Below are 20,913 nucleotides of genomic sequence, written 5' to 3' on the forward strand. Positions count from 1 at the left end.
TCGGCTGACCGGGGTAAAGAGGACGAATAGTGCGGACCGTAAAAAGCCCATATCGCGTCGCGACCGCGCGTTTGAAACGCACGTTCCTGCTGGTGGGCGTGTTCAGCGCCATCGTGAATATCCTCATGCTCACAGGCCCAATGTTCATGTTGCAGGTCTATGACCGGGTTTTGTCGAGCGGATCGATTGCGACGCTTCAGGGCCTCTTCATTATCGTGGTGGTTTGCTATGGATTTCTTGGACTCTATGACTTCCTGCGGACGCGGTTGTTGTCGCGCGCGGCGTACCGCCTGGATCAGGATGTAGGAAAATACGCGTTTGACGCTTGGGTGCGGTCCGGGCTGAGCAATGACCTTGGCACGCAACGGCCCTTGGTTGATCTATCCGTCCTGCGCGGGTTTCTGGCCAGCCCGGCGATGCTCGGATTTTTTGATCTGCCGTGGATTCCATTGTACCTTGCCGTAGTATTTTTTGTTCATCCATGGCTTGGGTGGCTGGCTTTGGCAGGGGCTATTGTCGTTGTGGTTGCAGCTCTGTTGAACCAATGGGCGACGCATCGGCATTTCGCGCGCGCCATGGGCATGGATGGGGCGGAGGCGGCTTTTGTCGAACAAAGCCACCGCACGGGGGAGGCCCTTGTTCCTTTGGGGATGTTGCAAAAGGTCCGCTCCCACTGGCAGAGCATGCATGCGCGCAGTCTCGCCACCGGACAGGTCGGTGGCGACCGTGCCGAGGGTTTTGCAGCGTTCTCCAAGTCGTTTCGTCTGCTCTTGCAGTCCTCACTTCTGGGTCTTGGTGGGTATCTGGCGTTGCAACAGGAAATATCCGCCGGGATGATCGTCGCGGCATCCATCATTGCCGGCCGCGCGTTGGCCCCCATCGACCAGGTCATCGGACAATGGCGCAATGTGGTGCGCAGCCGCGAAGCACACCGGCGATTGGGTGAGGCTCTTTCCGGGTCAGCTGCACCGGAAAAACGCACCTCCTTACCAGATCCAAAAGGACATCTGGATGTTTCCGGTGTGACAAAGTTCCCTCCGGGGTTAGGTCATAGGGGCGACGTACCCCCAATGCTGCAAAACCTGTCTTTCTCATTGGAACCCGGCGACGGGCTGGGTGTCATTGGACCAAGTGCCTCGGGGAAAACCACGCTGGCGCGAATCCTTGTTGGGGCATGGCAGCCCGACGCAGGCGAAGTGCGCCTTGACGGCGCGACGTTAAGTCAATGGGAGCCCGATCAATTGGGTCGCTTCATTGGATACTTGCCGCAATCCATGGAACTGCTGGCTGGTACGATCCGGGACAATATTTGCCGATTCAGCCCTGATGCCGAGGATGCTGCGATCGTACAAGCCGCCCAGATGGCAGGAGTCCACGAGATGATACTGCAATTGGCAGACGGCTATGAAACACGGTTGGACTATGGTGTGCCTCCGTTGTCGGGCGGTCAGATGCAACGCGTAGGACTGGCGCGCGCGGTGTATGGCCTACCCAAACTTGTGATCCTTGATGAGCCAAATGCCAATCTGGATGCGACCGGCGACGAGGCTCTGGCTTCCGCTATTGCCGGTTTGCGTGAAGCGGGATCCGTGGTGATTGTCATGGCACACCGTCCCAGTGCGATCGCAGCAGTCAACAAATTGATGGTTCTTAACAGCGGAAAGGTCGCAGACTTTGGCGAAAAGGCAGAAGTCTTGCGGCGGGCAACCCGGCCCACCAGCGGTCAGAGTCAAACAGCGCAATCAAAGGAACAGAGCATTGACCGGACAGGCTGATCCTTACGGCGATACACCCCTGCGCACAGCGCTGCGATGGCCTGCGGTTTTGGGGGTCATCGCCTCACTGATCATGGTCGGGGCAGGTGTTGGTTGGGCGCAATGGACCAAGATTAACGGAGCGGTCATTGCGTCGGGTTCGGTTGTCGTGCGTGGCAAGCCCAAGTCCGTGCAGCATCTCGATGGGGGCATTGTAGAAGAAATCCTAGTGCAGGATGGGGACAGGGTCCGGCGCGGTGATCCCTTGGTACGGCTTGACGCTGTTTTGTTGAGCGCAAACCTTGATATTTACCGCACAAGGCTCGCAGAAGCCCTGGCCCGACATGCAAGACTGGACGCTGAACGTAGTGGCGCGGAGACAGTGGAATTCGGTGCTGCCTCCGACCTGCTACAGGGGCAGGCCCTGGACGCCAGCCAACGCGGGCAGGTCGAGATTTTTTCGTCACGCCGCGAAGTACAGAAAGGGCGGTATGAGCAGCTGGCTGAAAAAGTGCGGCAATATGGCAATCAGGCAAATGGAACCAGCGCATTGAAGGCCGCGAAAGAAGATCAATTGGATCTGATCGGACAGGAACTCAAAACGATGCAGGACCTGGCCGACAAGGGTTTGACCCGCGAAAGTCAGGTTCTGGCGATCCAGCGCAGCCGCGCTGACCTTCTCGGCCAGGTTGCCGAGCACGAAAGCGAACTGGCGCGGATCGTGAATTCAATTCGGGACACGGAACTGGAGATGTTGCTCCTGGATATGCAGTTCAAAGAAGAAGCCGTAACTGAATTGCGCGAGGTGCGGACCCAGATCGAAGAGTTGACGCAGCAAATCATATCCACAGAAAAACAACTGGAGCGAGTCGATGTGCGCGCGCCTGTGGATGGGACCGTGCATGAAATGCAGGTTGTGACCGTTGGCGGCGTGGTGGCCCCGGGCGCTGTCATCTTACAGGTCATCCCAACGGGCGACGGCTTGCAATTTGAGACACAAGTTAACCCGGCGGCTATTGATCAAGTCTATATTGGCCAGAATGCGACGCTGCGCCTGACCGCGTTCAACCAACGAACAACGCCTGAACTCAAGGGAACGGTCTCCGGTATTTCACCTAATACGGTGACTGATCCGACCACAGGCATGGTGTTTTACCGCGCATTGTTGAGTGTATCACCAGAAGAAATTGCGCGGCTGGATGGTTTGGAAATTGTACCCGGAATGCCTGTTGAGGCTTTCATGCAAACCGGCGAACGCAGTGTATTGAGTTACCTGACCCGCCCTCTTCAGGACCAGTTGGACCGGGCCTTCCGAGAGGAATAGGGCTGTCCCCTTGCACCACGCGTCAGCAGATGACCTTGATACAACAGGTCTCAAACCTGCCATGCTCCTGCGGGTCACCTAAGGCAGGTTTCTCGATCCTGAAGCTCGATCGGCAGGCGTAGGATTGATCCGGTCCAACTGGGAATTGCGCTCGGTGTTACGTTGCTGCAATCCAGCCGCGTCATATGGCATCTTCCGTGTTAAATCTTACGGCAGGGCAAACATTGACGTTAAGACCGATTTTTCGAATTTGCCAACGACGCCTTTGTTGTTGGCGTCGTTTGTCCGCAAGGTACCGCGACTGGAACGAGGGGCAGACCCTACTCGCGTCTTTATGTTCCCGGTAAAAGGCGAGACCGGAAGGGTGCACGCGGCAAATCCGTTGTGAATCTTGCATTTTCTGACCTTGCCGCAACGAGATGCAGTCAATGGCTTCGATTCAACCCACGATTTGTTGATCCTTGCAGACGACACATATAAGCTGTCTGCGGAGAGTTATGGGAAGGGTTGCGATTCATCGTGAGAGTCGTGATCAGTCCACTATACTGAAAGAGTGGGAAAAAAGTATTAATTTGGTGTGGGTCGCCTCGCGACTTTCTGTTACATTGAGCGCCGATGTTAAAGGGATTTTGATTATGAAGTATTTATTTGGTTCAGGCGCGGCTCAACTGCGTCAAGGCATTGTAACAATGGTGCTGGCAGCAGGTATGATGTGTGGCGCTGGTGTTGCGCAGGCGGCAACAATAGGCAGTGTGATTGTTGGTGACGTAATTTACGAAGAAACCAGCCTGGATGTCATTGCAGATGACACTTTTATCGAGGCATCAGCTTTTAACTCCGATACAGTATTCGTCTCCGCTTTCCTTGACGGGTCGAGCAATGCCGTCCCTGGCCTTTTCGGCATTGATGCTGATCTTGACATCACAGACATCAACTTCTTTCCGGTTCTGCTCGGCGTGGCGCATGATGTTTCGGTGGACACCGGGGCGGACACCATCAGCATTCTTTACAAACTTAGTGAAAATACCCTGAGTTTCGATCCTTTCGCCTTGGCCGTCTTGTTCTTCGACGATGGCGTGTTTTCTGATCCGTTTAACTTCACAGACGTCGATTTTGCATTCGCGGATCTGAAAATTTACGGTGCGACAAGTGCGAGCGTTGTTCCGCTGCCTGCGGGTCTGCCCTTATTGCTGGTAGGGCTCGGGGGATTTGCGGTGGCCCGCCGTTTTAAAAAACGTACCCCCAGTTAAGATTTGGGCGGGCCACGAAACGTAAAAGTTCTTGCGATGCCTGCCCCATCCTATGACTTCCGGTGCTGACCGCTTGCCAAGCAAGGGTGAACGGCGCTGCCCGTGCGTTTAAACACACGATCAAGAAGTGTTCGGCAGTGGCCCCAGTACTGGCAGCGCGTGTCTGAAGTAACCGGTCTGACAACCAAAAACCGATGCTTGTCTTTGGCTCAAAATAGGTGCTGGCCATAACTTGTACCTGCCAATCACTCACGCCTTACTTACTGTTGAAACATTGCGGCGAAGGTCTTGTTTCAGATACGCGACAGTCCAGCGCCGCAAGTTTCCTCCAGCAAGGGTTTTTTCATATCCGATTGAGGCAAATGGTTACGGCACCGATCAGAGACTCCGGGCACTGGCGGCCGCGATTGCGTGTTTTGCCCTCCGTTTTCACCTGAAATTGTCATGACAAGGGTTGATAGAGCAGTTTCACTGCACACCCATTTTTGCACGTTCCCCGAAAAAATCCTTACACCTGTGGTTGAATTTTCCTATTTTGGCACATGCGGGAACCTTGTTCTCTTTGCGAAATGAATAGGGGCCGTCGAGCGCCGTTGCGCTGTTGTACAATCTGCAGGGGCTTTGCAAACCAGCAATAATTCATTGCAAAAAACGTTTTACCAGAAGGTTTTTTGCATGTGCCAAAAGCTGATCATCGGCGCGCGACAGTCTCAGTATTTCGGTGGATAACTCTGAAAAATCCAATTCAACGGGGCTTTTGTCGTGAACGTTTTGGAAAGAAATTCATGAAAAAAAACTTTCACAGCTAGTGCTAGGAGCGAATCAAATGTCGATTGTAATGCGTATTTATTTGGGAATGGGTGCAATGATTGCATTGGTTCTCGTTGTCGGGGGCTTTGCCTCTTTCCAGACGAACAACATCGCGAACACCTTTGTCGAGTATCGTAAAACGGCGCGGGAAAGCTTGCTCGCGGGCGATATCATGGAAGATATGTTCGAGGCGCGCTTGGCAGCTGGCAAGTACCGGCTCGTCAAAGATGAGAAATACCTCGACGTCCTGCGGGAAAATGTCGCCGAAATCACCGTGCTGGAAGCGGAACTTCATGACATGATGACGGGATATGAGGGGTTGGACAGCCTTGATGAGATCCCGGTTATGCTGGAAGAATATCAACAAGCGATGGATCAGGCTTTCGTATTGCAAAACCAGCGAGACGCGCTGGTTGAGGCAACCGAGACAACAGGCCTCAAGGCACGACAGCAGTTGTCGGAAGTGATGGAAACGGCGCTGCTCGACAATGATGCCCAGGCGAGCGCAGCTGCCGGACAGGCGAGTACCAACCTGATGTTGGCACGTTTTTATCTTGAAAAGTTTCTGGTCGACAATTTGCCAGAAGATGCAATCCGGTCCACCGAAGAAGTCGAAGCCGCCCGCGTTGGTTTGACCCGCCTGTTGGGGGAGCTGCAGAACCCGCGCCGACGCGAGTTGACACAGGCCACCATGGCGGATCTGGACGCCTTTGATGCTGCCTCGTCAGAGGTCGCAGAGGTAATCAAAGCCCGCAACGCGCACTATGACCGAATGGACGAAATTGGCCCCGAAGCGCTGCTGCGCGTCGAAGCGGCGGTTGATGCCGTTGTTGATCAGCAAAACACGCTTGGGCCAGCCGGTGCCGCCCTCGCGCAACGCGCCATCTTTGTGGTCTCTGTCTTCGTAGTGGTCGGCGCGGTTATCGGCGGTCTGCTTGCGTTCTTTACCGGACGGATCATCGCAATGCGTCTGAATACGATTACCGAAGGCATGAGCGAGTTGGCCGACGGAAACCTTGATGTCGACATTAAACCTAGCGAGGACAAGCACGAAATTGGCAAAATGACGAATGCCATGGTGGTGTTTCTGGACAACGCTCGCAAAGCGCGCGATCTGGACATTGAGGTCAAAGAGAAAGAGAAACAGGAACGCGAACGCGAGGAAGCAGACCGGGCAAAAGAAGCCGAGTTGGAAGAGGAACGTCGCGCGACCGAGAAACGCGAACGCGAAGTTGAACGTGCTCGCATGGAAACGCTCCAGAACTTCCAACAGGATATGGAGCGGGTCTTGGGTGACGCTGCGTCCGGCAACTTCTCCAACCGCATGTCAGATGATGTAGAGGACGAAAGCCTGGCAGGACTTGCAAATGTGATCAATCAGTTGCTGGAAGCCACCGAATCCAACATCGCGGACGTCGTCAGCAGCATTGGAGAATTGGCAAAAGGGAACCTTGGTATCCGCATAGAAGGCGAACGAGAGGGTGCATTTGAGCGGATGCAGAATGATTTCAACGAGGCTCTGACATCTTTGGCGCAAACCATGGGCAAGATCATGAACAGCGGCCAGAGTGTATCATCCACATCAGCTGAACTGGAAACGTCGTCTCTTGGTATGGCCCGGCGTGCGGAAGACAGCGCCGCCGCTGTTGAAGAAACCTCGGCAGCCGTTGAGGAAATCACGGCCAGTATCCACCAAGTGGTCACAAACGCGAAGACAGCGAATGAAGCTACTCAAAAGGTTCGCGAAAGTGCTGACAGAACACGTGAGGTCTCGAACAAGACGGAGGCTTCCATAAACGCGATGACAGAAGCTTCGGCTCAGATCACGCGCGTGGTCAAAGTGATCGAGGATATTGCTTTCCAAATCAACCTACTTGCCCTCAACGCTGGTGTGGAAGCTGCACGAGCCGGAGAGGCGGGTCGCGGCTTCTCCGTGGTTGCTTCTGAAGTCCGTGCTCTGGCGCAGCGCTCCCAAGAGGCGGTGCAGGAAATCAGCCAGGTCATTGATCAAAACACCCAAAGTGTCGAGGCGGGCGTCGAACAAGTTGGCCTGTCACGTGAAGCTCTGGAGGGGATTATTTCTGAGGTCGAAGTCGCATCAGATCAAATTTCTGACATTGCAAAGGCCGTTGAGGAACAATCGATGGGCATTGGCGAGGTCAATACCGCCATCCGATCAATCGATTCAACTGCGCAGACAAACGCAGCGGCTTTGGAAGAAATGACCGCCTCCAGTGTTTCTTTGAGCGAAGAAGCAACAAGTTTGGCTGACGCTTTGCGCCAATTCTATGGTGTTTCTTTGGACAAGGCGGAAACCGAAACGAGCAAAACTGTCAAGCCGGAAAGCCAGACTTCCAAGCCATCCCCGGCTCCTGCGAAAGCAGCGGTCGCTGGTGGCAGCGCACAGCCGTCACATGATGGATGGGATGAGTTTTGAGCAATTTGAGCGCGCGGGAGGGTTTAGTCCTCCCGCGCCCTTTTTTCGATAAATGAAAGGCACAAATATGTCTGACACTGATGTACTCGCCCGTTCGCAGTCCATGGAATACCTATCCTTCCAAGTCGGCGGTGAAGACTATGCAATCGACATCAGGCTCGTGCGCGAAATCCGAGGTTGGACGACACCATCGCCTATGCCGGATGCGCCGGCCTTTGTGCTTGGTGTTATCAACCTGAGAGGGGAGGTGTTGCCCCTCTTGGATCTTGCGGCGCGCCTGGGGTTAACCACCCAGGATGCCACAGAAAGAAATGTCACGATTGTAGCAGAAGTGGACAACGGTCAGATTGGTTTGCTGGTTGATGCCGTCTCCGACATTGTTGTGTTGTCTGAAGATGACATGCAACCTGCACCAGACATTGCAAACGCAGGCCAGCAGTCTTCGGTTCGAGCACTTACTTTCATTGGGGAGGAAACTGTCAGAATTCTTGATCTCGAAGCCATATTGCCAATGATGAATGCCGCACAAGACCAAACCTAAAGCCAGCTTCTGTCTCAAAAAAGGTCATCGGAAAAGCATCTAGTCAAAAAGTATTTTTCGCGCGCAGATTTCGGCGGATCTACCTGAATGAGCGTTTTGAGTGCTTATTGCTCAAGGCTTTTTTGGTTCCCGGTTCATTAAGGTGCAAGCAACCGGCGGTATGTATGGTCTCGTTGGTATTCTTTGTTTCTTGCGTTCTCTGCCAGGCCTTTTTTGGACGCTCTTAGCTTTTCTGCTGCGCGTAGGCGGAAACATCATCTTTGTTCGGTAGATCTTTCACGTCAATTTTTTTCAATTGATGCCATCGTTGATCTTGAGAGGTTTAGTTTTGCGTCCAAAGCAAATCCATGCTCGGCCAAATCGAAGTCAGCGCTGAGCGGTGGCATGTATGAACTATGCGACGGTGCCTGCGTGCGGGAGTGCAATTTCACTCTGTGGCACCGAGTCTATTTGAGGGGCCGCGGGATGGCGTGGTCATAGTAAAAAACGGGTTTTTCAGCTCAGATGTTTAGCATATCTAATCGCCAAGCTTCGGCACCAAGCCGTGTCTTGACACAATGCATCTATGGCTGCTTTTGCTCGCTGCCATCGGTGGCGAATGTGCGCTGACCACTGCGTTTCATATGTCAAACCTCTTAGGGCGGTGACAAAGAGTTGCTGATTTGGATTGGAGGTGGTCCGGCACGCAGAAGTATTGTTTTATGGCAGAACGGATTGATAAAACCCGAGCGAGATTCTCCGCCGATCAACATGCCCGCGTCGACGTTTCTTGTAACTGGAATGGCTGACGGCTGTTCTTGACGTTACCTGGGAAGCCTTCGAAGCAACAGTGTGCGACGTCAGGCGCAGAGTTTTGTTTGACATTGCTGTACGGCTAGATTTCGTCGGTGGTAATGAGTTTCGACATTCTGCTCTGCGTCATCACCTACTAACACAGCTTAGAAGTTGTTGCGGTTTTGACGCGTCCCCACCGAAGGAAAAAACCTAAAATGTCGTATTCTGATCCATGATCAATCTCCGCCGGAGCTCTGTGCTTTTGGTTCACTAGGTAACGTCGCTTACGTGCCAAAAGTTACAGAACTGACCTTGTTCGCCAGCAAGTCGTATCGGAGATAAACTTTGCAGGTGCGCGAAAAAAGGGAGCATGAATGGTCCCTTGTGCCAACTGTTGTCCGATCAGATATTGAGCATTTCAAATGCCCAGTCAAAGAAAGACAGCATGGGGCTACCGAGAATATACCACAGCAACGTCGACAAAAGCACATTTCCATAGCGTCATCACATACGAAACCCCTTAACAAGTTACAAAAGAAGCCGGGTATCAGCGAGAGGTGGCTTGTTCACGACATACGTGGCGACGAGATATTGCCCCAACTCGAGACCGCAAAGCACTCGGTTCGGGTAATTTCCGGTTCGGCACCAAACGCGAAACGACTCGTCGCCATGACAATCTACTTGTAATTTCTGCTCAGCCAAGTGCGGTCCAATCGATACCGCCGCATCGATCAGAACATTTTTTCCTAAGGCAAGCTCAATTGAGACATCCGTCCCCCGTCGATTGCATAAATCTGCCCAGTCACAAATCCGCTTTCTGCCGCTGCCAAAAAGGCGACCAAGGCTGCAACTTCACTAGGGTCGCCTGATCGTCCGACCGGGTGAATTCTGCCAATTTTGGTGCGAAAACTGGCTGGATATTCCATTGAGCCTATGAAGCCCTCATTGAGGTTTGTATCGATCCAACCGGGCGCCACAGCGTTGCAACGTACGCCTTCAGTACCGTGGTCGACAGCCACCGCGCGCGTTAATCCATGAAGTCCGGCTTTGGATGCGCAATAGGCTGCATGCGCCGAGTTGCTCCCCAGACCTTCAATTGACCCCACGTTTACAATACGACCACCTGTTTTTCGTAAATGAGACATTGCTGCTTTGATGATCAGAAAAGGGGCGGTCAGATTGATCATCAGAGTCCTGTGCCAGTCTTCCAGCGATATGTCTTCGATTTTGGATTCTTGCATCACGCCTGCATTGTTTACAACCACATCCAGGCCGTCGAGAGCGTCTCGCGCCGCAAGTGGCAACCCGCAGGAATATTCGGTGTTGGTGAGATCACCCGGCAGATGGGCGTCAGCTTCGACGCCGGTGACATCGCGATCTGCAACTGCAACGATTGCGCCAGAACTCCGCAACAGTCTCGCTATTGCGGAACCAATGCCCCCGGCGGCCCCGGTCACCAATGCACGTTTTCCTGAAAAATCCAATTTTCTCCTGCCTTTTAAAACGATGCGATGGGTGCCCCGAAGAGTGCTTCATCCGGTACTATTCCAAGGCCAGAGCCTTTGGGCAGGGCGATGTGGCCATTGACGATCTTAACGCCATCATTCTGGTCGTAGTGGCCGTCGATGTAGGGTTGCGCAAGCCAAACGCCCTCCAACAAGCGTGGGTTTACTGTTGCACCGATATGCACGCAGGCAGCCGCAATGATGTCGCCACCCCAGCTGTCGTCGCAGGTGTGCGGGAGCGCGCGTGCTTCACAAATATCGCGCACGGTTCGCATGGGGTGCAGACCTCCGATGCGGGTTACTTTCATACCGAAACCGTCGACGAGCTCAGACCCAACGGCGTTAATCACGGTCGCGACGTCAACCGAGCTTTCGTCCAGATAGACTGCATGTTGGACTTGAGCGCGAATTTTTCGCAAGTCATCCAGTGTATTGCAGGGTTGTTCCAAGATGAACGGGATTTGCGACAATTCGCGGCTCACCCGCAATGCATCTCGAGTGTTCCAGCCGCGATTGGCATCAACCGCCAGTCGCACGCCGGTGCTTCTCACGCCTTGCCAAACTTTGCGGATCGTTTCAATATCCAGTTCGACCGGGCGACCACCGACTTTGATCTGCAAACGAGGATATCCCTCTGCTTGTTTTTCAATTGCCAGCCGCGCGATTTCATCCGGCGCGCCGACGCCGGTGGCATAATAAGAAGGTACGCGATTTGTCGACGCCCCACCAAGCAGAGCGCTAACGCTCATTCCCAGAGCCCTACCCAGCGCATCATGGCCGGCGATATCTATCGCAGCCTTGGCGTAGTTGTGCCCATTCAGCAACCCGGCCATGCGACGCTGGAGGGTCAGTGGCAAAACGTCAGTGCCAATTAATCCCGGGGCCATTTCGCACAGCGCTGCCCTCGCGCCTCTCGCGTGGGCTTCAGCATAGGTTGGACCGACGGGACAGGTCTCGCCCCAGCCGACAACGCCATTCTCCAAGACAATTTTGACCAGCGTGGTTTCCAACTTCCAAACCTCGGCATTCGCCATGGTATAGGGGCCGTTCCTGACGGGGAGGTCATGTTTGAAAACGTGAATTTCCTTGATGATCATCGTCGCGTTGGCTTTCCCGTCTGACGGTCTGGATGCGAAGGTTTATCCGCACAGACAGATTTCGGTCTGGCGACGTCAGGTAAAAAGATTGAGCGAAAACTGTCGTTGCCGCCCAATCATGTCATTTCTTGCAGGGCGTTATTCTGCAGGGGCACCTGCTGGTTTGTGCATGACACCAGCTTTTTCACGTTTGCCATCACGCCACAGTGCTTTTGCCAGAGCCACACACATCAGGCCCATCACCATGGTAAAGGGCAGGGCACCGATGATCATGGCATTGCGCAGCGCATCCATCGGGTTGTTTTCGCCTGCCGCCAGGATTAGCGTGCCGATCACAGCCGTCAGAATGATACCCCAGATTATCTTGTGTTTGTTGCCGACTTCCTGCTCGCCGCCGGACATGATCGTATTCATCACAAGGATGCCTGAGTCCGCCGAAGTCACAAGGAATGTCATGATCAGTACAACACACATGATTGTAATCGCTGACAACAAACCGTCGCTGATCATCTGTCCCAAAGTGACAAACAGTTTCGCGGTGTTGGACGCAGCAATAATGGTCCCATCCGCACCACCTGTCAGCTCCAGATCAATCGCTGTGCCACCTAGAATGGTCATCCAGGCAAAGCAAACCATGGCAGGCGCGACAACACATCCCAGGATGAACTCACGTACGGTACGACCTTTGGAAATCCGCGCCAGAAACAGGCCGACGAAAGGTGAGAAAGCAATCCACCATGCCCAATAGAAGGTTGTCCAACCCGCTTGCCAGCCAAACTGACGCCCTTGATTGCCAGCCTCATAAACGGCAGCCAGTGTTTCAGGGGGCAGGGCTGCTGCATCTCCTTCAAGTCCAGACACAAACCCGTCAAAACTGCCCCAAGGATTTGTTGCACCTGCATAAAGCTGATCCGCGACCGGTCTTGCCGCTTCGGGCAGGGTTGATGCAAACGCGGTTGTATCCTGTGGTCCCCACGCCCCAAAGCCCAGTGACATGAAATTGATGAGATAGTCTATGAACGCTAGCCCGTAACTCGACATGGCAAAGGCAAAAGAGCCAAAGATCACGAACGTCATCAGCAGCACGAAAGACAAAACGAGGTTGAGGTTGGACAGGTACTTCACACCCCGTCCCACGCCCGAGACCGCCGAGATGATCGACATGCCCATGATGACCACGAGACCGGCGACAAGACCGACCTTGCCGGGCACAGGTGCTTCGCCTTCGGTAATGTTCATCATCCAGTCCATGCCTGTGATGGCGTAGAGACCGTCAATGAACTGGCTCACACCATAACCGATCGTTACCGATACGCCCAGAATTGTCGCGACCACTCCAAGGACATCCACGATATGGCCCAGAACGCCATTCATCGCCTTGCCAAAGAGCGGGGTGAGTGCGGAACGAATAGTCAACGGCATGTCGCGCGTGTAGGCGTAATAGGCCAAGGACAGGCCTGTCACGACATAAATGGCCCATGCATGAAACCCGTAATGCGCAAATGTGTAGCGCCAGGCCGATTGCAACGCATCTTCTGTATTGCCTTGGACGTCACCTGCAATGACCACCGGGTTCGAGCCCCAGAGTCCCAAGGGTTCGGCGGTCGCAAAGACCATTAGACCCACACCCAAACCCGCTCCAAACATCATTGAAAACCAGGAAAAGTTCGAAAACTCGGGTTTTTGCCCCGGCGTTCCCATAACGCGGGCACCGGTTTTAGGCAGGATTGCGATTGCGATCAGAAAGATCACGAAAATTCCGACTATATAGATGTAGAATGTGTTGAACACTTCCAGCAATTGACTGTTGAGGCTGCCTAGCGTGCCATTGGCGTTTGCCGGGAAAAGTAGAGCCCAAAGCACAAGTGCGACCATAATACCTTTGGAAATCAGGGCGATGGGAAGGCTGTTGTCTTTGTAAAAGCCCTCATCCTGCGTCTTGATGTCCAAATCCGTGAAGGGTGGTTTTATTGACATAATTTCCTCCGTTTCCGTTGGTTGCTGGCAATTTCTACAGTTCTGCGCCTGCTTTCATTTCTTGCCATTTGAGAAGCGCATATGCGCTGGGTTTCGTTAAGAATAATGGGGGGAGTCTGGTGGGGGCCGGCGCTGCAAGCGCCCTGTCAAGACGCTGGGATTTTGTCTGTGTGGCGAGTTCCGCCGCCAGCATTCCGGACAGCGTGCCGCGTGTTGTGCCTAGTCCATTCTGACAGCAAGCCGAATAAAGATCGCTTTCCAATTCTGTTACGACACTGACGTTATTACGACTAAGACAAAGGCGCCCACCCCAGCGATATTGCATCTCCACGTCATGCAGCATTGGGAAGCGTGCTTGAAATGCGCGATCATGATCCCGTTTGACTGACTGCATGCGATCTTCCGTGACCTCCATACTTGGCTCAAAGGTAAAGCGATTGCGCACGACAATGCGATCACCGTCAAGGCTGGAGATCCGGCGTACCGTCGTCCCCATGGGATCAGCCGGTGTTAACCCCCAAATCGACTGACCCCCGAGCCTTGCAGATTCATCTGCAGTAAGTGTCCGGGTCATTGATGCGTAGGTGAAGACATGCATCAATTGGTTTTTCAGATATCCGAAACTGTTGAGATGCCCGTTCACGGCGAGAATTACTTTTGCCGCCTTCACCGAACCGCTTGGTGTGCTTGCTGTCCAAGTGCCGTTCCGTTCCAATCGGATCACGGGGCTGTTCTCATAAATCTGCACCCGGTTTGACGACAATCCCTTGGCGACGCCACGCACATAGGCTGCAGGCTGAATCATGGCGGTTCCGGCCGTGAACAGTCCGCTGCAGTAATAGCTGGTGCCGGTCAGGGCCTTCATTTCGTCGCTGTTCAACAGCTCATACGGCTCACCCATGGCCGCGAGGTGTTTGGCGTACGCCCGGTTGTGCTTGTCGCCTTTTGCGGTTGCCGCGCCGTTTACTTTTCCGCTCTGACTGAAGACCTGCTGTCCCAGCCCGAAATCGGACGCCATTTGCGCGGCAAAATCAATAGCGTAACGATTGTCTGAGGTGAGGGTCATATCATGGTCCACAGCGCCGCCATAGTCGGAAGATGTCAAATCATGCGGCAGGTCGATCATGAACCCGGAGTTTCGCCCTGCTGGTCCGTCTGCGACGCGGCGTGCTTCCAATACGACGATGCGATCGGTCGGGCAGAGTTGCGAAAGGCGCCGCGCGGCAGCCAACCCGGCAAAGCCGGCACCAATCACCAACCAATCAGATTTGACATCTTGCGTGAGCGGACAGGCAGGCTGTGGCGCATCCAATATATTGTTCCATGCAGCCGGACCAGGGTCCACGGGTAACTTGCTGACCTCAATCCGGCTCATACTAGTGGTCCTGATTCAACGCGTCTGCGGGGGGTATTTCACGTTCCCTGCGCGCAATATAGTCTAGCAGCGCCTCATCTACTGCTGGATCAAGTTTGGGTTCCTCATATTCATTGAGCAGATCACGCGCCCTTGTGAGTGCACGCTTATTGATCTCCACAGCACCATCCGCCTCCCATTGCTCGATAGAATTGTTGTCAAACATTTCAGGCATGAAAAACGCCTGTTGGAAGTTTTCCAAGGTATGTGGATGCCCAAGATAGTGCCCGCCAGGGCCAACGTCGCGCACGGCCTGCAACGCCTCTTCGAAATCGTTCCAATTGATACCTGAAACCATCCGGTGGCCCATGGCGCATTGCTCCGCGTCCACGATGAATTTCGCCATCGAACAGTGCATACCTGCTTCGTTCCATCCAGCCGAGTGCCAAATGTAGTTTGCGCCCGACATCAGCACAGCCATCATCGTGCTGGCACTTTCATATCCCGCTTGTGCATCAAAGGTCTTGGCACCACCCAACGTGTTCGAGGTCCGCCACGGAACGTCATAATACCGTGCCATCTGGCCAATCATCATGTTCATCAGGCTGATCTCGGGCGTGCCCGCCATCGGAGCACCAGACTTCATTGAAACGGTGGAAAGGTAATGCCCATAGATTGCGGGTGTGCCCTTCTGGACGACTTGCGTGTAGGCCAAACCGCTCAGCGCTTCGGCGTTCAACTGCGCCACGGTGGGTGCCACACCAGCAGGTGTGTTGGCCCCCCCCAGGACAAAGGGTGAGCACAGCACAGGTTGATTGTATCTTGCGAAAGCACGCATCGCGCCGAGCATGGTTTCATCCCAGACCAGAGGCGAGTTGCCATTGCAATTACCTGTCACAACCGGGTTGTTCATCATGAACTCCTGGCCAAACAGAATAGCGCACATCTCCATAACGTCCTCCGCGTTCTTGGGGCTGGTGGTCATGCCCATGAACGTCTTGTCCGAGTGCTTCATCGATGAATAGGTGATGCGTAAATGTCGTTGGCTGATCGGATGGTCGTAAGGTTCGACAATATGATGCGCGGACGAATGGATCGCAGGCAGCATATGGCTGAGTTTGTGGAAATTTGCGAGATCATCAAGCGTAGGGTTGCGACGTTTGTCATCGAGGTCGCGCAGATAGGGAGCCCCTGTCATCGGCACAAAGATCGAGTGGTCATTGCCAAAGGGCAGGTTATTTACCGGGTTACGCGCGTTATAAGTAAAGCTTGCCGGGATGGAGCGGATCAATTCGCGGATCAGGCCACGATCCAGATGCACGGTTTCACCACGCACATCAGCGCCGGCACGTCTCCAGTCCGCGAGCGCTACAGGATCGCGAAAAACGACACCAACATCTTCGAGTATGGCAAGGGATGCGCCGTCAATCCGTGCGACTTGCTCTGCACTCATGGGCTCCACCAGAGGAATACCACGTTTCAGTGCGGGCAGCATATTGATGTCGCGTTTTTGACGCACTGCCTTGCGCGCACCGCGTCCACGCCGGGTTTTTCCTACGGCTTCAACGTTCATTCGACAGCGTCTCCTTCGGACGGATCGGTCAGATCGATCCAAATCGTTTTCAATTCTGTAAATTGATCGTGGGCATGAATGCCATTGTCGCGCCCCCCAAAACCGGATTGTTTGTACCCCCCGAACGGTGTCGAAATATCACCTTCGCCATAGCAATTCACCGTGACAGTGCCTGCTCTTATGTCGCGTGCGGCACGAATGGCGTTGCGGGTGTTGGCGGTGAACACGCTGGCTGAGAGCCCGTATTCGGTCTGATTGGCGATCTCGATGGCTTCGTCATTTGATGCGGCGTCAATCACGCTAAGGACCGGTCCAAAAATTTCGTTCTTTGCTTTTGGATCATCCTTGGCGACATGATAGATCACCGGCGACACAAACGGCCCGGTGCCTTTATCTTTCTTTTCCAGAAAACTGCGCACCTTTTCGCAATGCTCCGCGTCGATTAAGGCACCGATATGTATGCCCGGATCTAGCGGATCCCCGGTTTGCCAATCCCGCAACCGCGCCTCGATCCGTTTCATCAGGGGTGCCTTGACATTTTTATGGACAATCAACCGCGAAGTGGCGGAACAATTCTGACCTGCGTTCCAGAACGCCGCATTGACCACATGTCCGGCAACGGAATCGAGGTTTTCCGCATCGTCAAAAACCACAGCAGGGTTCTTGCCACCGCATTCCAAAACCACCTTCTTGAGGTTGCTGTCTGCCGCATAGCGCAAGAAACGTTTGCCGGTTTCTGTTGAGCCCGTGAAGCTGACCATATCCACATCCATATGCAATCCGAGCGGTGCGCCCGTATCGGGGCCATCCCCTGGCAAGACTTGCAAAACGCCACGTGGTACGCCGGCTTCATGGGCCAATTCGGCCACCCGTAACGCGGTCAATGATGTCTGTTCAGCCGGTTTGACGATCACCGAACACCCTGCCGCCAACGCGGGCCCAATTTTCCAGGCCATCATCATCAGCGGAAAATTCCAAGGCAAAACGGCGGCCACGACACCAATGGGTTCGCGCACAATCATCGAGATCGCGTCATCCCCATTCGGGCCGGTTTGACCATAAATCTTGTCAGCGGCCTCTGCGTGCCATTTGATGCAGTGGATTGTTTCGGGAACATCAATGGTTTCGCAATCCAGAATTGGTTTGCCGCTGTCGAGGCTTTCCATCACGGCCAATTCGCGACGGTTGCGCGTGATCAGTTTGCACAAACGGATCAGAACATCTTTTCGCTCTGACGGATGCAGCTTTGACCAATGCCCTTGTTCAAAGGCTGCACGCGCTTTTTCCACTGCAAAGTCAACGTCTTCCGCATTGCATCCTGAGATATCAGCCAGATTTTCGCCAGTCGCAGGGTTAATTGCTGCAAAAACCTTGCCGCTTCCTGCGCGGTACTTGCCGTCAATGAAGGGCGTTTTGGGGAGGTCCAGGCTTTGGGCAATCGCCTGATATTCGGCGTGGGTCAGTAAATCGCTCATATCGCCTTTCCGGTGATCATTGAAATTGTGGTGTTCATGGTGCGAATGACCTCGGCCAATTGACGTTTGTCGTCTTTATTGAGAGGTTGCAGCGGTTTGCGCGGTGGGCCCGCGTCAATGCCGCGCAGGGTCAATCCATATTTGATGCATTGAACGAACTTGCCGCCCTGCTCCAGCACGCTCATCAGAGGCAGCATGGCCGACATGATGGCCCGACCCTTCGTGAAATCACCCTCCAAAGCGCAGGCCGTGTACAGGGCGATATGAGCTTCAGGCGCGAAATTGGACCCTGCACAGACCCAAGACCGCGCGCCCCATGCGAAAAACTCAAGAGCCTGGTCATCCATGCCACAACTCAGCGCGATATGAGGGTAATCTCGCGCCAACATGTGAACCCGATTGATGTCACCAGAACTTTCCTTGATCGCGCAGAAATTGGGAGAACGACCAAGTCGATCCAGTGTTTCCTCGTCCATATTGACTGACATGCGGCCGGGATAATTGTACAGCAGCACCGGAAGGTTCGCGGCGCGATCTATGGCCAAAGCATGCAACGCAATCTCACGACCCGTTGGATAGGCATAGGGCGGTGTCGCAATCAACAATGCGTCAGCACCGGCTGCTTTGGCTGCCTGCGCCAAACGAATACTGTCTTCTGTACGGATGGCTCCCGTGCCGACAACCATTGGCACTCGACGGTTTATGAGATCAGCGCAGCGATTCATCATCCAGATACGCTCTTCTTCTGTCTGGGCGTAATATTCGCCTGTGGATCCAGCCACGATGATCCCATGTACACCGCTGTCAATCAGGTGTTCGACGGTTTGCGCGAGAGCGGCCTCATTGCAGGAAAAATCCTCAAAATAGGGCGTGACGATGGGAGTATAGATGCCCTCAAAGTGCATGACGTCTGTCTTTCAGCGAGATCACATCCAAAGGAAGCGGATCCGGTCGGACGTATTTCTCTAGCTGGTCACGTGACAGATCCCAGTGTTGAAGTGTCAAATCAGTTGCCAAGGTCAACTCGCGTCTTTCGATGGCCGAAATCATCGCATCATGCTGTTCAATCGCTTTGTTCACGCGAGTCTCATCTGCCGGAGACTGCGGTGCAAAAAAAGTTTGGCTGAGACGTGTGTGATCAACCAGCATGCGTTTGAGCCCGGCGAAGAGATATGGGTTCTGCGCCATATTCCCGATCTGTTCGTGAAAGTCGTGATTGAGCAGGCCCGCGATTGCTGCGTCTCCGTTCTTGGCGGCCTTTGAGAATTCAAGTTGGATGTCTTTGAGTTTTAAAATTTGTCGCGCGGATCGGTTTTCTGCCGCTTGACGTGCGATAGAGCAATAAATCAGCGGCGCAGTCTGAAAAAACACGCGCAGTGTTCCAAAATCCATGGATTCAACCTTCGCCCCGCGGTTCTCTTCGAGACGCACAAATCCACCTCCCGCCAAGCGGTGCAAAACTTCGCGCAGCGGCGTTCTGGAAATGCCGTATTCCTCGGCCAGACTTGCTTCATCGAGATCCGCGCCGGGCGGGATGGCTTGCGTCAGAATGCGAGCTCGCAGATCAGCCTCGCAAAAAGATTTTTTGTGTTTTGACAAAATTTTTCTCCTATATGAATTGTATACAAATAAAATACAAATTGGGTCAACGCGCATTCTGCTTCGCCTGCAGTGGAAAAAAGCTCTTCAGAAGAAACAGCGACTTTCCAAGGATCGGTTGCCGGGTCTGGCGAGCAAAGGGCGGCCAAAGCTTAGGCGGTGAGTCTGTTAAGCACTGGACATGCACAACGAAGGTCGAGCTCGCAAGGGTTCAAACACGTCCGGAGATGTGGTGCGTCGGCTGACGTGAAAGACAACAAAACAGCGCTTTGGTTATAATCCCTTGCCCGTTTGCAAGAACCCATCAGCGCGTCATCCCGTTTGCCTCTTGCCAACTTGGGATCGCTGGCGGACCCGGCCCTTGAGTCATCATCGTCACGGACAAACATTGGGTCCAGCACAGTCACCGACACGCTTCACGGTGTTTCCAATGCTGCTTTCCCGCAGCTCGCCTCCTGCACTACCGATCTGGATTTCTTTTCCGGCCCCGTCAAAGATTGGGTTATCCCCGCCAACTGCGTTGATCGCCACCGCTCAGCGTATTGTCACCGTCTCCCCTGTAGAGATTGTCATTGCCAGTGAATCGGAGAATGCAGTTATTTTCCGCTTGACCAAGTACGGCCACGTGGATTGCACGCGCCCAAGTTTGTCGTGAAAGTTGCCATGTTGGTTGGAGCATCTGCATTGACATATCACTCCCGGGGAGTCTTGCGAGTCGCTCGTCATTGCTCGCGGCTGTGATGGTCCTTGCAAAAACGACATTGGTATTGGTCGATGTTTGGACGGAAAACGCGATATTGCGCCCGCCGTGATCATTTTCTTGCAAGCGATAACGAAACTACCGGTGTTTAACATCGCGACACCCCTGAGCGGTTGTATTTAAAAATTTTTTTGGGCGGCGGGCAACCCAATGTCAACATTTGCAGACCGTTCAGTAACGCCGGCGTTGACGTCGATACTTCCACTGGAAAGGTATTTCTCGGTGATGAAAGTCTGGTCGTTACCCGGCGTTAGACTGGTGTCAATCTGTTGACCGTGCAGAAAACCATAGCGACATTCCTAACCTTGATCGGATCAAACCGCACTTCTGTCCGGGCCGCTTGGCCGAAACCGGCGTCAAACAAGCTTCTGGCAAAACGGGATGCATTGCTCAGATGTCAAACTCGCCGACATCAACAAGGTAGATCCCCCAAGGCCTAGCCGGCGCAAATTGTTTCCTTCGGCAGCAAGAAAAGTGGCAACAACGTCAGTTACACTCTCTGGCTCGACCATTCACGGCTCGCTTTTGAAACTGACCAAAACAATGCCCCTGTTTGCTGTCCCGACGAAACTGGGTTGCGCTGTAAAGCCGCTTTCGATTGGAACTGCTCACAGGGGCATTGTTGGTCATCGAATAGCAAGTCGATCTCCAAATTAGTCTCAATACAGTAACTATCGATACCA

13 protein-coding genes are annotated in these 20,913 nt (G+C 53.8%); 5 read left to right on the plus strand and 8 right to left on the minus strand.

Annotated elements, in window-relative coordinates:
- The first annotated feature begins 29 nt into the window (after window positions 1-29).
- The 5 genes from R8G34_18185 (at window position 30) to R8G34_18205 (ending at window position 8,116) form a co-directional block, all read left to right on the plus strand.
- Complete coding sequence (locus tag R8G34_18185; GenBank protein ID MDW3224781.1) at window positions 30-1,775, plus strand: type I secretion system permease/ATPase; 1,746 nt, start codon at window positions 30-32, stop codon at window positions 1,773-1,775.
- Window positions 1,759-3,078: an HlyD family type I secretion periplasmic adaptor subunit gene (locus R8G34_18190; GenBank protein ID MDW3224782.1), complete on the plus strand. Its 1,320-nt coding sequence runs from the start codon at window positions 1,759-1,761 to the stop codon at window positions 3,076-3,078. Before R8G34_18185 ends, R8G34_18190 begins: the two co-directional genes overlap by 17 nt.
- Before the next feature lie 497 nt (window positions 3,079-3,575).
- A complete protein-coding gene (locus R8G34_18195) occupies window positions 3,576-4,328 on the plus strand; it encodes a VPLPA-CTERM sorting domain-containing protein (protein MDW3224783.1) in 753 nt (250 codons plus the stop codon).
- An 826-nt stretch (window positions 4,329-5,154) separates the two neighbouring features.
- Window positions 5,155-7,575 (plus strand): methyl-accepting chemotaxis protein, encoded by a 2,421-nt coding sequence (locus tag R8G34_18200; protein ID MDW3224784.1) that lies wholly within the window; start codon window positions 5,155-5,157, stop codon window positions 7,573-7,575.
- 67 nt (window positions 7,576-7,642) lie between these two features.
- Window positions 7,643-8,116, plus strand: a complete 474-nt coding sequence (locus R8G34_18205; GenBank protein MDW3224785.1) for a chemotaxis protein CheW — start codon at window positions 7,643-7,645, stop codon at window positions 8,114-8,116.
- Window positions 8,117-9,636: 1,520 nt separating this feature from the next.
- Here R8G34_18205 and R8G34_18210 read toward each other — a convergent pair.
- The 8 genes from R8G34_18210 to R8G34_18245 form a co-directional block, all read right to left on the minus strand.
- Entirely contained in the window at window positions 9,637-10,374 is a 738-nt protein-coding gene (locus tag R8G34_18210; GenBank protein MDW3224786.1) for an SDR family oxidoreductase, read from the minus strand.
- 14 nt (window positions 10,375-10,388) lie between these two features.
- Complete coding sequence (locus R8G34_18215; GenBank protein MDW3224787.1) at window positions 10,389-11,492, minus strand: mandelate racemase/muconate lactonizing enzyme family protein; 1,104 nt, start codon at window positions 11,490-11,492, stop codon at window positions 10,389-10,391.
- Window positions 11,493-11,630: 138 nt separating this feature from the next.
- Window positions 11,631-13,469: a BCCT family transporter gene (locus R8G34_18220; protein MDW3224788.1), complete on the minus strand. Its 1,839-nt coding sequence runs from the start codon at window positions 13,467-13,469 to the stop codon at window positions 11,631-11,633.
- A gap of 34 nt (window positions 13,470-13,503) precedes the next feature.
- Window positions 13,504-14,844 (minus strand): FAD-binding oxidoreductase, encoded by a 1,341-nt coding sequence (locus tag R8G34_18225; protein ID MDW3224789.1) that lies wholly within the window; start codon window positions 14,842-14,844, stop codon window positions 13,504-13,506.
- A 1-nt stretch (window position 14,845) separates the two neighbouring features.
- Window positions 14,846-16,396 (minus strand): trimethylamine methyltransferase family protein, encoded by a 1,551-nt coding sequence (locus R8G34_18230; GenBank protein ID MDW3224790.1) that lies wholly within the window; start codon window positions 16,394-16,396, stop codon window positions 14,846-14,848.
- The gene (locus R8G34_18235; GenBank protein MDW3224791.1) at window positions 16,393-17,871 is read right to left on the minus strand and encodes an aldehyde dehydrogenase; all 1,479 of its coding nucleotides are present in this window, start codon (window positions 17,869-17,871) and stop codon (window positions 16,393-16,395) included. Before R8G34_18235 ends, R8G34_18230 begins: the two co-directional genes overlap by 4 nt.
- Window positions 17,868-18,776 (minus strand): dihydrodipicolinate synthase family protein, encoded by a 909-nt coding sequence (locus R8G34_18240; protein MDW3224792.1) that lies wholly within the window; start codon window positions 18,774-18,776, stop codon window positions 17,868-17,870. Before R8G34_18240 ends, R8G34_18235 begins: the two co-directional genes overlap by 4 nt.
- Window positions 18,766-19,470 carry a GntR family transcriptional regulator gene (locus R8G34_18245; protein ID MDW3224793.1) on the minus strand — a complete coding sequence of 235 codons (705 nt, stop codon included), beginning with the start codon at window positions 19,468-19,470 and terminating at the stop codon, window positions 18,766-18,768. Before R8G34_18245 ends, R8G34_18240 begins: the two co-directional genes overlap by 11 nt.
- Window positions 19,471-20,913 lie beyond the last annotated feature (1,443 nt).

This window comes from Paracoccaceae bacterium, from assembly GCA_033344815.1.
Lineage (GTDB): Bacteria > Pseudomonadota > Alphaproteobacteria > Rhodobacterales > Rhodobacteraceae > Roseobacter.

Bases quoted from the DNA above. Each gene is read 5' to 3' on its own strand.
- R8G34_18220 (MDW3224788.1), bottom strand. From the start codon at position 13,469: ATGTCAATAAAACCACCCTTCACGGATTTGGACATCAAGACGCAGGAT.
- R8G34_18230 (MDW3224790.1), bottom strand. From the start codon at position 16,396: ATGAACGTTGAAGCCGTAGGAAAAACCCGGCGTGGACGCGGTGCGCGC.
- R8G34_18235 (MDW3224791.1), bottom strand. From the start codon at position 17,871: ATGAGCGATTTACTGACCCACGCCGAATATCAGGCGATTGCCCAAAGC.
- R8G34_18200 (MDW3224784.1), top strand. From the start codon at position 5,155: ATGTCGATTGTAATGCGTATTTATTTGGGAATGGGTGCAATGATTGCA.
- R8G34_18215 (MDW3224787.1), bottom strand. From the start codon at position 11,492: ATGATCATCAAGGAAATTCACGTTTTCAAACATGACCTCCCCGTCAGG.
- R8G34_18240 (MDW3224792.1), bottom strand. From the start codon at position 18,776: ATGCACTTTGAGGGCATCTATACTCCCATCGTCACGCCCTATTTTGAG.
- R8G34_18195 (MDW3224783.1), top strand. From the start codon at position 3,576: ATGGGAAGGGTTGCGATTCATCGTGAGAGTCGTGATCAGTCCACTATA.
- R8G34_18205 (MDW3224785.1), top strand. From the start codon at position 7,643: ATGTCTGACACTGATGTACTCGCCCGTTCGCAGTCCATGGAATACCTA.
- R8G34_18225 (MDW3224789.1), bottom strand. From the start codon at position 14,844: ATGAGCCGGATTGAGGTCAGCAAGTTACCCGTGGACCCTGGTCCGGCT.